Consider the following 13,744-nt stretch of genomic DNA (forward strand, 5'->3'; position numbering starts at 1 on the left):
CGGAGGCACCCCGTGTCCCGCACCAGCCCCGTCCCCTCCGGTCCCGCCGCCGACGCCCGCGCGGCGCTGCCCGAGAACGAGACCGCCGCGTTCGACCGCCTCGCCCACGCCGTCCTCGCCTCGCCGTCGGCGCCGCTGGGTCCGCTCCTGCGGGCCCAGCTGCCCGGCACGGCCGGCGTCCGCTGGCTGCGCCAGGAAGGGCTCGCGCCCACCACCCGGCCGACGGCGCTGACCGCCGACCGGTGGCTGTCGCTGTTCCGCTGCTGGCAGTCGGTGTCCCCGGCGCCCGGGGCGGCCAGCGCCGGCAACCGGCGAGGCGGCGGCCGGCCGTCTCCCCACGGCCACGCCCCCGGCGCCGCCGCCATCCCCCGCTGGGGTCAGTGAGGCCCCGTCCGGAGGCTCGCCGCGAGCGTGCGCGCGGTGAGAGGGACGGGGTCCTTCACCAGCCGACCGCGTCCTCGGCCGCCAGGTCGAGGGCGCGGTCGGGCAGGGCGAAGGCCTCGGCCAGCGCCTGGCGGAGGTCCCACGCGCCCGACCGCCAGGCGAGCGCCCGCCCCAGCGCACCCGGCGTGCCGTCGACGTGGTCGACGTCGTCGGCCGGCCACCACGGCACCGGACGCCCGTCGACGGTGAGTGGTGCGTGCACCGCCACCGATCCCGTCAGTGCGCCGCTGCCGAGCCGGGCGGCGGCCAGCGCGGCGCCGGGCACCTCGGCCCACGCCGACGAGCGCAGCGGCTCGCTGGTCACCCGCGGCCGGCGCACCAGCTCGCTGGCCAGCGGGAGGTCGAGCAGGTCGGCCACCGGCCCCGGTGCCCCGCCGGCCGGCACGACCGGCAGGTCCACCAGCGGCAGCAGGTGCGGTGCGTCCAGCACCACCGCACGCTCCACCACCCGGTCCGGCGCGATCCGCACCCGGGGCGGCGGCTCGACGTCCCACCCGTCCAGCGCGACGGCCAGCCGCGCGTGGACCGTGCGGAGCACCGCGGGCGCGACCGTGCGCGCGGGGTCGGCCAGCCGGTCGAGCAGGTCGCGGGCGCCGTCGGGATCGACCAGCACGTCGGCCAGCGCGGCGGGCGGGCGCAGCAGCCCCAGCAGCGGCTCCCCGAGGGGAGCGGGGTCGTACAGGCCGGCGAGCTCGGTGCTGTCGGGGTGCGCCAGGCGGTCCGGCCGGTGCCCGTCGAGGACCGGGTGGGTCAGCAGCCACCAGCGCAGGTAGCCCGGCACCGGCACACCACCGACGACGACGTCGGCCCACGCCTCGGCCGGGGCCGTGGCGAGCAGCGCGAGCGCCCCCGGCCAGTCGGCCACCAGCTCCAGGTCGCGGACGGCGACCAGCGCGGGCCAGACCGGCGGCTCCTCCCCGGCCAGCCGGTCGAGCACGGCGTCGGCCCAGTCGAGCGCGCCGTCGACGTCGAGCTCGTCGGGGTCGTCCGCGCGCACCAGGGCGAACCGGTCCAGCACGCCGACCGCGCGCAGTGCCGCGGCGTCCGCCGCCGCGGCGAAGGCCGGGTCGAGGACGCCCAGCGCCCCCTCCTCCAGCACGGCGGCCAGCGGCGAGCCCGGCAGCAGCAGCTCCCCCGCCGGCGCGTACCCGCCGGCGTCGGGCAGCGCCAGCTCGGCCAGCCACGGCGCACCGGCGACCTCCGGGGCGGCGGCGACCAGGGCCAGCACCGCGTCGGCCAGCTCCTCGGGGTCGGGCGCGCCGGCGACGTCCTCCTCGGCCGCGTCGAGCGAGCCCGCCACCGCCGCCCGCACCGCCGGATCGGTGAGCACCGCCTCCGCCGTGGCCGGACGCGCGCCCAGCCGCTCCAGCAGCCGGCGCGCGGGCCGGGGGCCCGCCGCCGCCGGGTCGGCGAGGCGCAGCGGAAGGGCAGCCAGCCGCTCCACCGGCAGGCCGGGTTCGGGCAGCAGCACCCCGGCCGGGCCGTGCGCGGTCCGCCCGTCGGCCAGCGGCACCGGCAGCGCCGCCAGCTCCTCCCGGTCGGCGTCGGCGAAGGCCGCGTACAGCTCGGCCCACCAGCCGGCCGGGCGGGCCACCTGCCGCACCGCCTCGACGACGTCGGCGAGCCCGGACCGGCGGATCCCGAGCGCCGCGAGCACCGGCCCGTCGGCGCGCCGCGACCAGCCCGCCGGCAGCAGCCCGGGCAGCACCCCGGTCACCGCGGCGACCTGCTCGGCGGTGGCGCCGTCCAGCACGACCGCGCGGGCGGGCGGCTGCCGCTCCCCCGGCTCGCCGGCCACCGGCAACCACGCGGTCGCGCGCAGCCGCTCCAGCGCCGCACCGGTGAGCGCGGCCTCGAGGGCGGCGCCGGCCAGCCCCGGCCGGGGCAGGACCATCAGCAGCTCCGGGTGAGCGGGCAGGCGGGCGACCAGGTCGGCGAGCGCCTGCGCCGACTCGGCCACGAGCAGGTCGGTCACCGGACCCGGGAGCACGTGCCGCCGGTCGGGCCCCAGGGGGAACGGCGCGATCAGCCGCAGCGGCAGCGGCAGCGGCTCGTCGGTGGGCGTCGGGGCGTGCACCACCTGCCGGCCGGGCAGGGGCCGCGGTCGCCCGGCGTCGTCCAGCGGGGCCGCCCAGGCGACCGTCCAGGCCCGGCGCTCGCGCTCCTCGACCGGTCGACCGGCGAGCAGCTGCGGCGGCAGCTCACCCGACCGCTCGGCGACGGCCCACCGCGTCGGCACGCCGTCCTCGGTCAGCCGCACCTCCGGCGCGCTCCCCTCCCGGGTCAGCACGCGGCGGGCGCCGTCGACCACCACCTCCACCACCGCCAGGCCGGGCAGCGCCAGCAGCAGCTCGGCCGGCAGCGCCCGGAGCGCCGCGACGACGCCGTCCCGCGCGCCCGGGAGCAGGGGCAGCACGACCTCGGTGTCGAACCCCTCCGGGAGCGCACCGGCGGCCGGCCAGGGCAGCCGGAGCACCGGCACCGCGCCGTCCCGGCGGGCCAGCTCGGCGGCCAGCTCCGGCAGCGCCGCGACCTCCGCCCGCGTACGCCCGGCGCTGAACCGGACGCCCCCGGTGCGGGAGAGCACCGCCGGCTCGTCGCTCACGGCCAGCACCGCGGCGAACCCCACGCCGAACCGGCCGACGGCGGCGGGGTCGTCCCGCTTCGCCGAGGCACGCAGCGTGGCCAGGCCCACGACCCCGCCGGCGTCCAGGGGCGCCCCCGTGTTGGCGGCCCGCAGCTCGTCGCCGGCCAGCAGCAGGCGCAGCCGCCCCGGCACGCCGGCCCGCAGCGCGGCGTCCGCGGCGTTCTGCGCCAGCTCCACGAGCAGCCGGTCGCGGTAGCCACCCCGGACGAGGTCATCCTCGGCGTTGGCGTCCTCGCGGAACCGGGCCGGCGAGTCGGCCCAGGCCGCGAGCACCCGGCGCCGCAGCCCGGCCGTGCCGAACGGGTCGCGGGGGTCCCCGGGGGTGCTGGCGGCCATGCGCACGGACCCTAGAGCCGCCCCGTCGCCCCCGGGTCACCTCTTCGGGGTGGGACGAGGATTCGACCCGCGCCGGAACGGGCAGGGTGGCGCCACGACCGGTCAGCGGAGCCGGCACGAGGAGGCGGTGACGGGTGGCGCTCTGGGAGTCCGCGCGCCCCCCGGACCGGTTCGCCGAGGTGTGGTGCCAGGAGCTCTCCTCGCTCGGTGAGCTGGCCGCGCTGCGCGCCCGGCTGCGGACCGCCACGACCGGCAGCCCCACCGTCGCCCACCCCGAGCGCGACCACTGGTCCGAGCGGCTGGTGCTCATCGCCGACGAGCTCACCTCCAACGCCCTCCGGCACGGGGGCGCCCCGGTCGCGGCGGTCCTCGGCCGCGACGGCGACCGGTGGCTGATCGCCGTCCGCGACTCCGCCGCCGACGTCCCGCCGGCCCCGGCCCAGGGCCGCGACCCCGGGCTCGGCGGCTTCGGGCTCTACCTGGTGGCCGACCTCTCGCTGGCCCACGGCTGGTTCGCCGAGCCCGGCGCCAAGACCGCCTGGGCCGTGGTGGACGGTGGCGGCTGAACCGGGTCAGCCGCCGCCCTCGGTGCAGTCTCCGCCGGAGTAGCAGACCGGGCGGTCGTACGGCGGCTCGGGGACGTCGTCCTCCCGGCCGTCCAGATCAGTGGTCAGCGCATCCACCGGCGAGTTGTCGTCCCCGAGGACCTCGATACGGGGCGGGCACCGGACGGGTTCGGTGCGCACCGTCCCGCGGTCGTCCCCGCCCTCGCCGACGGTGATCAGCACCTCCAGGCAGGTGCCCAGCGACGCGGTGGTCGTCTGAGGCTTCCACCCCTCCGTCTCCGACACCGTGACGCCGACGCCGACCAGCAGCCGGATCTCGTCCCCGTCGGCCGAGGACGCCAGCGCCTCGCCGTAGGGGTCCAGCGACTCGAGTGCGGCGCGGCCGGTGGACAGGGGGTCGCGCGCGCGATCGTCGAGGTAGTGCTCGTGCACCGACCCGACGCGCTCCTGCAACCGATCGTGCGCCTGCTCCTCGAGGCTCCGCGCGCACCCGCTCAGCAGGAGGGCCCCCGCCAGCACCCACGCCGCCCTCCGCACCACCTCGTGAGGATGCCATGCGCGGAACCGCGATGTCTCGGATCGGTGGCTTTCCCCGACCGGGCGAACCCCGGCGCCGATGTCTGTGACTCGCGGGTAACGTGCGTCACATGTCGCTCGCCGAGCAGATGGACACGGTCACCGGCTCCACCGCGGGAACGGTCGGCCGGCACGCCACCACCGAGACGTTCGAGTCGACGGCGCCGGCCACCGGCGAGGTCGTCGGCGTCTTCCCCGTGCACGACGAGGCCGCCGTCGGCGCGACCGTCGCGCGGGCCCGCACCGCCGCGCAGCAGTGGGCGGCGCTGGGCTTCGACGGCCGCAAGGAGCGGCTCTCGGCCTACCGCGGCTACCTGGCCCGGCGCATGCACGAGCTGGCCGACCTGGTGCACCGGGAGAACGGCAAGCCGCACGCCGACGCGATCCTCGAGATCACCCTCGCCGTCGACCACCTCGCCTGGGCCGCCGGGCACGCGCGCAAGACCCTGGGCCCGCGCAAGGTCAACCCCGGCCTGCTGGCCGCGAACCACGCCGCCTACCTGGAGTACCAGCCGCTGGGCGTCGTCGGCGTCATCGGCCCGTGGAACTACCCGGTGTTCACGCCGATGGGCTCGATCGCCTACGCGCTGGCCGCCGGCAACGCCGTCGTCTTCAAGCCCTCCGAGTACACGCCGGCCGTCGGCGCCTGGCTGGCCGCCGCCTGGCGGGCGGCCGTCCCCGACTGCGCCGACGCCTTCCAGGTCGTCACCGGCTTCGGGTCCACCGGCGCCGCGCTGTGCCGGGTGCCCGTCGACAAGCTCGCCTTCACCGGCTCCGCGGCGACCGGCAGGAAGGTCATGGCCGCCTGCGCCGAGACCCTCACCCCGGTGCTCATGGAGCTCGGCGGCAAGGACGCGATGATCGTCGACGACGACGCCGACGTGGCCGCCGCCGCGGACGCGGCCGTCTGGGGCGCGATGAGCAACGGGGGCCAGACCTGCATCGGCATCGAGCGGGTGTACGCAACCGAGGCGGTCTACGACCGCTTCGTGGACGCGGTCACCGCCCAGGTGCGCACCCTGCGACCGGGTGCCGACGGCGGGGCGACCTACGGCCCGATGACCATGCCCGGGCAGATCGACGTGGTCCGCTCGCACGTCGCCGACGCCGAGTCCGCCGGCGCCCGGGTGGTCACCGGTGGCACCGACGCCGAGGCGTTCCCGGCCCAGGGCTACGTGGCGCCCACCGTGCTGCTCGACGTCCCCGAGGACTCGGCGGCGATCCGCGAGGAGACCTTCGGCCCCACGCTCACCATCACGAAGGTGCGCGACGCCGAGGAGGCCCTGCAGCGCGCCAACGACACGACCTACGGCCTGGCCGGGGCGGTCTTCTCGGCCTCCAAGGACAAGGCGATGGACCTCGCCCGCCGGATGCGCAGCGGCATGACGTCGATCAACTCGGTGCTCACCTTCGCCTCGGTCCCCGCCCTGCCCTTCGGCGGCGTGGGCGACTCCGGTTTCGGACGCATCCACGGCGAGGACGGGCTCAAGGAGTTCACCCGCGCCAAGGCCATCACCCGCCAGCGCGTGCCGCTGCCGGTCAACCTGATGAGCTTCGGCCGGCCCGCGAACGCCGCCGACGCGCTCGCCCGGGTCATGGGCATGCTGCACGGACGACACCGGTGAGCACGGCGGACGGAGCGGAGTTCGACGTCGTCGTCGTGGGCGCGGGCTCGGCCGGCAGCGCGGTCGCCGGGCGGCTGAGCGAGGACCCGTCGCTGCGGGTGCTCGTGCTGGAGGCCGGCGGCCCCGACGACGTCCTCGAGGTCAAGATCCCCGCCGGGCTGTACAAGGTCTGGCGCACCCGGCACGACTGGAACTACACGACCGACGAGCAGCCCGGCTTGGGCGGCCGGAGGCTCTTCTGGCCGCGCGGCAAGCTGCTCGGCGGCTCGTCGTCGATCAACGCGATGATCTACATCCGCGGCGCCCGGGCCGACTACGACGAGTGGGCCGAGCTGACCGGCGACCCGTCGTGGTCCTACGAACAGGTGCTGCCGCTGTTCCGGCGGATGGAGGACAACGCCCGCGGGGCCGACGAGTGGCACGGCGTCGGCGGCCCGCTGCGGGTCGAGGACCTGCGCTCGCCGCACCCGTGGACCACGGCGGTCGTCGAGTCGGCGGTGGCCAGCGGCTACCCGCGCAACCCGGACTTCAACGGCGCCACGCAGGAGGGCGTCGGCCCGTTCCAGGTGACGCAGCGCCGCGGCCGCCGCTGGTCGGCTGCCGACGCCTACCTGCACCCCGCCGCCGGCCGGCCGAACCTGACCGTGCGCACCGGGGCGCTGACCACCCGGGTGCTGGTCGAGAACGGGCGGGCCACCGGGGTCGAGTACCGCTGCGGCGGCCGGCTGCACACCGTGCGCGCCACCCGGGAGGTGGTGCTCTCCGGCGGCGCGGTCAACTCCCCGCAGCTGCTGATGCTCTCCGGCATCGGCCCGGCCGATCACCTGCGCGAGGTCGGCGTCGACGTCGTCCACGACCTGCCGGGGGTGGGCGCCGGCCTGCAGGACCACCCGCTGGTGCCGGTCATCTGGACCGTGCGCTCGGGGAGGTCGCTGCGGCTGGCCGAGACGCCGGTCAACCTCGCGAAGTGGAAGGCGGCCGGTCGCGGCCCGCTCACCTCCAACCTCGCCGAGGCAGGGCTGTTCACCCGGTCCCGCCCCGACGTGGCCGAGCCGGACCTGCAGCTGCACTTCCTGCCGGTGAAGTTCTGGAAGCAGGCGGAGGTCGACCCCGACGCCGAGGCCTTCACCGCGGCCGTCGTGCTCGTGCGGGTGCACTCGCGCGGCTCGGTGCGGCTGCGCTCGGCCGACCCGACGTGGGCCCCGGCCATCGACGCCGGCTACCTCACCGACGAGCGCGACCTCGACGCGCTGGTCTCCGGCGTCGAGCGGGCCCGCGAGATCGCCTCGGTCGCCCCACTGTCCTCGGTGCTGGCCGAGGAATGGTCGCCCGGCGGCACGGTGCACGGGCGGGAAGCGCTGCGGCAGAAGGTGCGCGACACCCTCGAGTCGCTCTACCACCCGGTGTCCTCCTGCCGGATGGGCACCGACGACGGTTCCGACGACATGGCCGTCGTCGACCCGCAGCTGCGGGTGCGCGGCATCCAGGGCCTGCGGGTGGTCGACGCCTCGGTCATGCCGACGCTGGTGCGCGGCAACACCAACGCGCCGACGATCATGATCGCCGAGCGGGCGGCCGACCTGATCCTCGGCCGCACGCCCGCGGGGCAGCCGGCCGCCGCGCACTGAGCCGGAAGCGCCTCCGGGAGGTGCCGCGTCCTCACCCGATGTGACCTGACACTCCCTCCCGGTGGGACCACACGGCGGCCGGGTCTGGTTGAGTGGTGTGTACCGGCGCCGCCCTCGCTCATCCGGAGCGGCAGGAATCGACGTCGGGCTGAGGCTGCGCCACCTTGGTGCGCCCGGCTGACCGACGTCTCGCCGACGATGCGAGCCCGCCCTGCCCACGCGCAGGTGCGCCGGCGCTCGCTCGACTGCGGTGGTCGCGCAGCCACTCGAGCGTCGAAGGACTCCATTGACCTCCATGCAGAACACCCCCGCCCCCAGCGAGGGCGGCGCCCGCCGCCGTCGTGGCGGCCGCGGCCGCGGCACCCGCCCGGCCGGCGAGCAGCAGAACCAGAACCGCCCGGCGCCCGCCGTTGCCCCCGCGCCCGTCGTCGTCCCCGTCGGGGCCGACGCGACCGTGCTCCCCACCGACACCACCTTCGCCGCCCTCGGCGTCCCCGCGCCGATGGTGGAGGTGCTCGAGACCAGCGGCATCACCGCGCCGTTCCCCATCCAGGTCGCCACGCTGCCCGACAGCCTGGCCGGGCGCGACGTCCTCGGCCGCGGCCGCACCGGCTCGGGCAAGACCCTCGCCTTCTCCATCCCCCTGGTCGCCCGGCTCGCCGCCTCCGGCACCCGCCGCCAGGCCAAGCGCCCGCGCGCGCTGGTGCTCGTGCCGACCCGTGAACTGGCCAACCAGGTCTTCGCGGTCGTCGACCCGATGGCCCGGGCGCTGGGCATGTCGGCGACGACGATCTTCGGCGGCGTCGGCCAGAACCCACAGGTGCAGGCGCTGGCCCGCGGGGTCGACATCGTCATCGCCTGCCCCGGCCGGCTCGAGGACCTGATCGGCCAGGGTCACTGCGACCTGGGCGCCATCGAGGTGACCATCCTCGACGAGGCGGACCACATGGCCGACCTGGGCTTCCTGCCCGGCGTCAAGCGCATCATGGACCGCACCCCGAAGGTCGGGCAGCGCATGCTCTTCAGCGCCACGCTGGACAACGGCGTCGACGTGCTGGTCAAGCGCTACCTCGACAACCCGACGACCCACTCGGTCGACCCCGCGGTGGCGCCGGTCAGCACGATGACCCACCACGTCTTCCACGTGCAGAGCGCGGACAAGGCCGAGGTCGTGCGGCAGCTGGCGTCGGGGCTGGGCCGCAGCGTGCTGTTCACGCGGACCAAGCACCAGGCCAAGAAGCTGGCCAAGCAGCTCACCGCGGCGGGCATCCCGTCCGTCGACCTGCACGGCAACCTCAGCCAGAACGCCCGTGAGCGCAACCTCGAGGCGTTCAGCAACGGCTCCAGCCGGGTGCTGTGCGCGACCGACATCGCCGCCCGGGGCATCCACGTCGACGACGTCGCGCTGGTCGTCCACGTCGACCCGCCGACCGAGCACAAGGCCTACCTGCACCGGTCGGGCCGCACCGCCCGGGCCGGCGCCGGCGGCACCGTCGTCACGATCACGACCCCCGACATGGTGGGCGAGGTGCGCACCCTGACCCGTCAGGCCGGGATCTCCCCGATCGTCAGCCAGGTCCGCCCCGGGGCCGAGCAGATCGCCGAGCTCGCCGGCCCGGCGGCGCCCTACGTCGAGCCGGCTCCGGCCCCGGAGCCGCAGCCGCAGGGCTCCGGTGGCGGCCGTCGCCGTCGCGGCGGCTCGGGTTCCGGCTCTGGCTCGACCAAGCCCGCAGCGGCCTCCGGCCGCGGTGGTTCGGGGGGCTCCGGTCGCGCGAGCGGCCCGGCCCGCACCCGCGCCGAGCTGGCCGCGCGGGCCGGGACGACCTCGGCCGCCTCGTTCAGCTCGCGGTCCCGCCGAGGTCGCTGACCGCGCCGCGGCGGCGCCGACCCGGTGCCGCCGCGGGCGAGGGGTCGACGGTTGGTCCGCGCATCGCTGGGCACTGGACTGCACGTCGGATCCGACGCTCATCCGGCGCGGGCCGGGCGACGGCGTCCGCGCCGGGGGCACCGCACCCGGAGGAGGCACCGTGCCCCGATCGCCCCGTCCCCCGTCCCACCGACGCCGGGTCACGGCGGCCGCCTTCGCCGTCGGGCTGGGCCTGCTCACCGGCTGCGGGGGGAACGGCTCCACGGAGGACGCCGTGCCGACCGAGACGGCGCCGGGGCTGCCCACCCAGCCCGGTGACTCCGGGCGTGGCGGCTCGCCGTCGGCGACCTCGACCGGCGTGGAGACCGACGTCCTCACCGAGACGGTGCGGCTGGAGGACGGCGGCATCGTCATGCCCACCGAGCTGGCGGCGGGACCCTACGAGATCGAGGTCGTCAACGAGGGCGGCCAGGAGCACGACCTCTCCGTCGATCGCGACGGGGAGCAGGTCGCGACCACCGGTGTCATCCGGCCGGGGCTGACCGGCACCCTCACCGTCACCCTGGATCCCGGCGAGTACGTCTTCTACTCCTCGCAGCGCGACGACCGGGAACGAGGCATCGAGGTCACCGTCCAGGTGGAGTGACCCTGCCGCGGCACCGCTCGTCGCCGCGCCGCGCCGGAGAACGCCGCCGGGTGGGCCGGCGGGACGTCTCCCGCCGGCCCACCCGGTTCCCTGCACCCCACCGGCGGCCGGACCGCCGGAGCTCAGCCGCCGCTGGCGAAGGCGGCGTCGAACGCGGCCGACGGCGGGTCGAAGGCCAGCCGGCGGACGAACTCCAGCGCCTCTGGCGCACCCACGAGCCGGTCCATGCCGGCGTCCTCCCACTCCACCGAGATCGGCCCGGCGTAGCCGATGGTGTTGAGCATGCGGAAGCACGCCTCCCACGGGACGTCGCCGTGCCCGGTGGAGACGAAGTCCCAGCCGCGCCGCGGGTCGGCCCAGGGCAGGTGCGAGCCCATCCGGCCGTTGCGGCCGTTGCCCACCTGCTTCTTCGCGTCCTTGCAGTCGACGTGGTAGATCCGGTCCTTGAAGTCCCACAGGAAGCCGACCGGGTCCAGGTCCTGCCACACGAAGTGCGACGGGTCCCAGTTCAGCCCGAACGCCTCCCGGTGACCGATCGCCTCCAGCGCGCGCACCGTCGTCCAGTAGTCGTAGGCGATCTCGCTCGGGTGCACCTCGTGCGCGAACCGCACCCCCACCTCGTCGAAGACGTCGAGGATCGGGTTCCACCGGTCGGCGAAGTCGCGGTAGCCGTCCTCGATCATCGACTCGGGGACCGGCGGGAACATCGCCACGGTCTTCCAGATCTTGCTGCCGGTGAACCCGACGACCACGTCGACGCCGAGCTTGGCCGCCGCGCGGGCGGTCAGCTTCATCTCCTCCGCGGCGCGCTGCCGCACCCCCTCGGGGTCGCCGTCGCCCCACACCCGCGGGTGCACCATGCCGCGGTGCCGCTCGTCGATCGGGTCGTCGCAGACGGCCTGGCCGTTGAGGTGGTTGGAGATCGCGAAGACCTGCAGGCCGTGCCGCTTCAGGATGTCGAGGCGTTCGGCCACGTAGGAGTCGTCGTTCGCGGCGCGCTCGACGTCGAGGTGGTCGCCCCAGCAGGCGATCTCCAGGCCGTCGTAGCCCCAGCCGGAGGCCAGCCGGCACATCTCCTCGAAGGGGAGGTCGGCCCACTGGCCGGTGAACAGCGTGACGGGACGGGGCATCAGGAGTTCCTCTCGATCTCGGTCCAGGTGGAGCGGTCCGCCGCGCTGCGCTCGACGGCGTCGAGCACCCGCTGGACCTGCAGGCCGTCGGCGAACGAGGGGGCCGGGTCCTCCCCCGCCCCGATGGCGGTGACCAGGTCGACGACCTGGTGGGTGAAGCCGTGCTCGTAGCCCAGGCCGTGCCCGGCCGGCCACCACGCGGCGACGTAGGGGTGCTCCGGCTCGGTCACGATGATCCGCCGGAAGCCGGCGGTCTCCGCGGGCTCGGTGCCGTCGAAGAACTGCAGGACGTTCATGTCCTCGAAGTCGAAGGCCAGGCTGCCGGCCGAGCCGTTGATCTCGATGCGGATGCCGTTCTTGCGGCCGAGGGCGAACCGGGTCGCCTCGAACACGCCGAGCGCTCCCCCGGCGAACCGGCCGAGGAAGACCGCGGCGTCGTCGACGGTGACCTGCCCCGTCCCCTCCCCGCCGACGCCGGACAACGATCCGGCCGACGCGGGCAGCGGGCGCTCGGTCACGAACGTCTCCAGCGTCGCGCTGACCCCGGTGAGCGTCTGGCCGGTGATGTACTGCGTCAGGTCCACGACGTGCGCCCCGATGTCGCCCAGCGCGCCGGAGCCGGCCTTGTCCTTCTCCAGCCGCCACGACATCGGTGCCGCGGGGTCGGCGATCCAGTCCTGCAGGTACTGCGCGCGGACGTGCCGGATCTGGCCGAGCCGGCCCTCGGCCACGAGCTTGCGGGCCAGCCCGATCGCGGGCACCCGCCGGTAGGTGAAGCCCACCATCGACCGGACGCCGCGGGTCGCGGCCTTCGCCGCCGCCTCGGCCATCGCCTCGGCCTCGGCCACCGTGTTGGCCAGCGGCTTCTCGCAGAGCACGTGCTTGCCGGCCTCGAGCGCGGCGATCGCGATCTCGGCGTGGGTGTTCCCGGGGGTGCAGACGTCGACCAGGTCGACGTCCTCGCGCTCGACGACGCGGTGCCAGTCGGTCTCGGTGCTCGACCAGCCCAGCTTGCCGGCGGCCTCGGCGACCTTGGCGGCGTCCCGCCCGGCCAGCACGGTCAGCTCCGGCCGCAGCGGCAGGTCGAAGAAGTGGGGGGCGGTGCGCCACGCGTGCGTGTGCGCGGCGCCCATGAAGGCGTAGCCGATCAGGCCGACGCCGAGGGTACGGGTCATCTGCTTCTCCCAGCGGGGGTGGAGCAGCGGGGGAACGCGCTCGCTCCCCCGCTGCCCCGTCGGATCAGGACTCGAACGCGCGGTCGATGTACTCGTCGACGTTCTCGGCCGTGACGACCGGCGCGTTGAGCACGATCTCCCGCGGGACCTCGGGCGAGACCAGGTCCGACATCGACTTGCCCTGCGCGATCAGCCGGGCCAGGCGGATGCCGTCGGCGGCCTGGGTGTGCGGGTAGATGACGGTCGCCTGCAGCACCGAGTCCCCGGACTGGATCTCCCGCATCGCGTTCGCCGAGCCGGCGCCGCCGACCATGACGAACTCGTCGCGGCCGGCGTTCTGGATGGCGGCGAGCACGCCGACGCCCTGGTCGTCGTCGTGGTTCCACAGGGCGTCGATCTGGGGTGCCGCCTGCAGCAGGTTGGCCGCGGCCTCCTCGCCGCCCTCGACGGTGAAGTCCGCCGCGACCCGGTTGTCGACGTCGAGGCCGCAGTCGGCCAGCGCGTCGGCGAAACCCTGGCTGCGGTCCTGGGTCAGCGGCAGCGAGTCGATGCCGGCGATCTCGGCGACGACGGCGTCGGGGTTGTCGCCGACCTGCTCGCAGATGTAGGTGCCGGCGGAGACGCCCATGCCGTAGTTGTCGCCGAGGACGGTGGCGCGGGCGGCGAACGGGCTGTTGAACTCGCGGTCGACGTTGATGACCGGGATGCCGGCCTCCATCGCCTGCAGCGCCACCGGCGTCATGGCAGCGCCGTCGAACGGCAGCAGCACGATGGCATCGACACCCTCGTTGATGAAGGTCTCCACCTGGCTGATCTGCGTGCTGACGTCGTTGGTGCCCTCGGCGACCTGCAGGTCGATGTCCTCGTACTCGCCGGCCGCGTCCCGTGCCGCCTCCGTGATGCCGGCCATCCAGCCGTGGTCGGCGGCGGGCGCGGAGAAGCCGATCCGGACGGTCTCGCCGGTCTCGTCGTTGGAGCTGGCCGCGGCGCCGGTGCCGCCGCCACCACCACCGCCGGAGCTCTCCGGCTCGTTGCTGGTGCAGCCGGCGACGAGAACGGAGGCGCCGGCCAGGGCGACCGCGGTGGACATCAGACGACGGTGGG

At 75.8% G+C, this 13,744-nt stretch carries 11 protein-coding genes; 6 read left to right on the top strand and 5 right to left on the bottom strand.

Annotation, left to right across the window (positions count from 1 at the left end; translation table 11 throughout):
- The first annotated feature begins 12 nt into the window (after positions 1 to 12).
- A complete protein-coding gene (locus tag ACI79K_RS01185) occupies positions 13 to 384 on the top strand; it encodes a hypothetical protein (protein ID WP_456598716.1) in 372 nt (123 codons plus the stop codon).
- A gap of 55 nt (positions 385 to 439) precedes the next feature.
- On the opposite strand, the gene ACI79K_RS01190 is transcribed toward ACI79K_RS01185, so the two are convergent.
- A complete protein-coding gene (locus tag ACI79K_RS01190) occupies positions 440 to 3,427 on the bottom strand; it encodes a sacsin N-terminal ATP-binding-like domain-containing protein (protein ID WP_456598717.1) in 2,988 nt (995 codons plus the stop codon).
- 134 nt (positions 3,428 to 3,561) lie between these two features.
- Here ACI79K_RS01190 and ACI79K_RS01195 point away from each other — a divergent pair, with 134 nt between their 5' ends.
- Entirely contained in the window at positions 3,562 to 3,993 is a 432-nt protein-coding gene (locus ACI79K_RS01195; protein ID WP_456588432.1) for an ATP-binding protein, read from the top strand.
- A gap of 6 nt (positions 3,994 to 3,999) precedes the next feature.
- Here the strand turns inward: ACI79K_RS01195 and ACI79K_RS01200 are convergent, their stop codons facing one another.
- Positions 4,000 to 4,533 (bottom strand): hypothetical protein, encoded by a 534-nt coding sequence (locus ACI79K_RS01200; protein WP_456588431.1) that lies wholly within the window; start codon positions 4,531 to 4,533, stop codon positions 4,000 to 4,002.
- A 107-nt stretch (positions 4,534 to 4,640) separates the two neighbouring features.
- Between ACI79K_RS01200 and ACI79K_RS01205 the strand changes: the two genes are divergently transcribed.
- The 4 genes from ACI79K_RS01205 (at position 4,641) to ACI79K_RS01220 (ending at position 10,335) form a co-directional block, all read left to right on the top strand.
- Complete coding sequence (locus ACI79K_RS01205; protein ID WP_456598718.1) at positions 4,641 to 6,194, top strand: aldehyde dehydrogenase family protein; 1,554 nt, start codon at positions 4,641 to 4,643, stop codon at positions 6,192 to 6,194.
- Positions 6,191 to 7,822 (top strand): GMC family oxidoreductase, encoded by a 1,632-nt coding sequence (locus tag ACI79K_RS01210; RefSeq protein ID WP_456598719.1) that lies wholly within the window; start codon positions 6,191 to 6,193, stop codon positions 7,820 to 7,822. The genes ACI79K_RS01205 and ACI79K_RS01210 overlap by 4 nt, the downstream gene beginning before the upstream one ends.
- A 295-nt stretch (positions 7,823 to 8,117) precedes the next feature.
- On the top strand, positions 8,118 to 9,689 hold the full coding sequence (locus ACI79K_RS01215) for a DEAD/DEAH box helicase (RefSeq protein WP_456598720.1): 1,572 nt from the start codon (positions 8,118 to 8,120) through the stop codon (positions 9,687 to 9,689).
- 160 nt (positions 9,690 to 9,849) lie between these two features.
- A complete protein-coding gene (locus tag ACI79K_RS01220; RefSeq protein ID WP_456598721.1) occupies positions 9,850 to 10,335 on the top strand; it encodes a hypothetical protein in 486 nt (161 codons plus the stop codon).
- Between the two features lie 122 nt (positions 10,336 to 10,457).
- Here the strand turns inward: ACI79K_RS01220 and ACI79K_RS01225 are convergent, their stop codons facing one another.
- From ACI79K_RS01225 to ACI79K_RS01235, 3 genes are all read right to left on the bottom strand, one after another.
- Positions 10,458 to 11,465 (bottom strand): sugar phosphate isomerase/epimerase family protein, encoded by a 1,008-nt coding sequence (locus ACI79K_RS01225; RefSeq protein ID WP_456596597.1) that lies wholly within the window; start codon positions 11,463 to 11,465, stop codon positions 10,458 to 10,460.
- The gene (locus ACI79K_RS01230; RefSeq protein WP_456596596.1) at positions 11,465 to 12,640 is read right to left on the bottom strand and encodes a Gfo/Idh/MocA family protein; all 1,176 of its coding nucleotides are present in this window, start codon (positions 12,638 to 12,640) and stop codon (positions 11,465 to 11,467) included. Before ACI79K_RS01230 ends, ACI79K_RS01225 begins: the two co-directional genes overlap by 1 nt.
- 64 nt (positions 12,641 to 12,704) lie before the next feature.
- Positions 12,705 to 13,730: a substrate-binding domain-containing protein gene (locus tag ACI79K_RS01235; RefSeq protein ID WP_456589446.1), complete on the bottom strand. Its 1,026-nt coding sequence runs from the start codon at positions 13,728 to 13,730 to the stop codon at positions 12,705 to 12,707.
- Positions 13,731 to 13,744 lie beyond the last annotated feature (14 nt).

This window comes from Blastococcus sp. SYSU DS0616, assembly GCF_054051015.1.

Bases quoted from the DNA above. Each gene is read 5' to 3' on its own strand.
- ACI79K_RS01190 (WP_456598717.1), bottom strand. From the start codon at position 3,427: ATGGCCGCCAGCACCCCCGGGGACCCCCGCGACCCGTTCGGCACGGCC.
- ACI79K_RS01205 (WP_456598718.1), top strand. From the start codon at position 4,641: ATGTCGCTCGCCGAGCAGATGGACACGGTCACCGGCTCCACCGCGGGA.
- ACI79K_RS01215 (WP_456598720.1), top strand. From the start codon at position 8,118: ATGCAGAACACCCCCGCCCCCAGCGAGGGCGGCGCCCGCCGCCGTCGT.
- ACI79K_RS01225 (WP_456596597.1), bottom strand. From the start codon at position 11,465: ATGCCCCGTCCCGTCACGCTGTTCACCGGCCAGTGGGCCGACCTCCCC.
- ACI79K_RS01230 (WP_456596596.1), bottom strand. From the start codon at position 12,640: ATGACCCGTACCCTCGGCGTCGGCCTGATCGGCTACGCCTTCATGGGC.
- ACI79K_RS01235 (WP_456589446.1), bottom strand. From the start codon at position 13,730: ATGTCCACCGCGGTCGCCCTGGCCGGCGCCTCCGTTCTCGTCGCCGGC.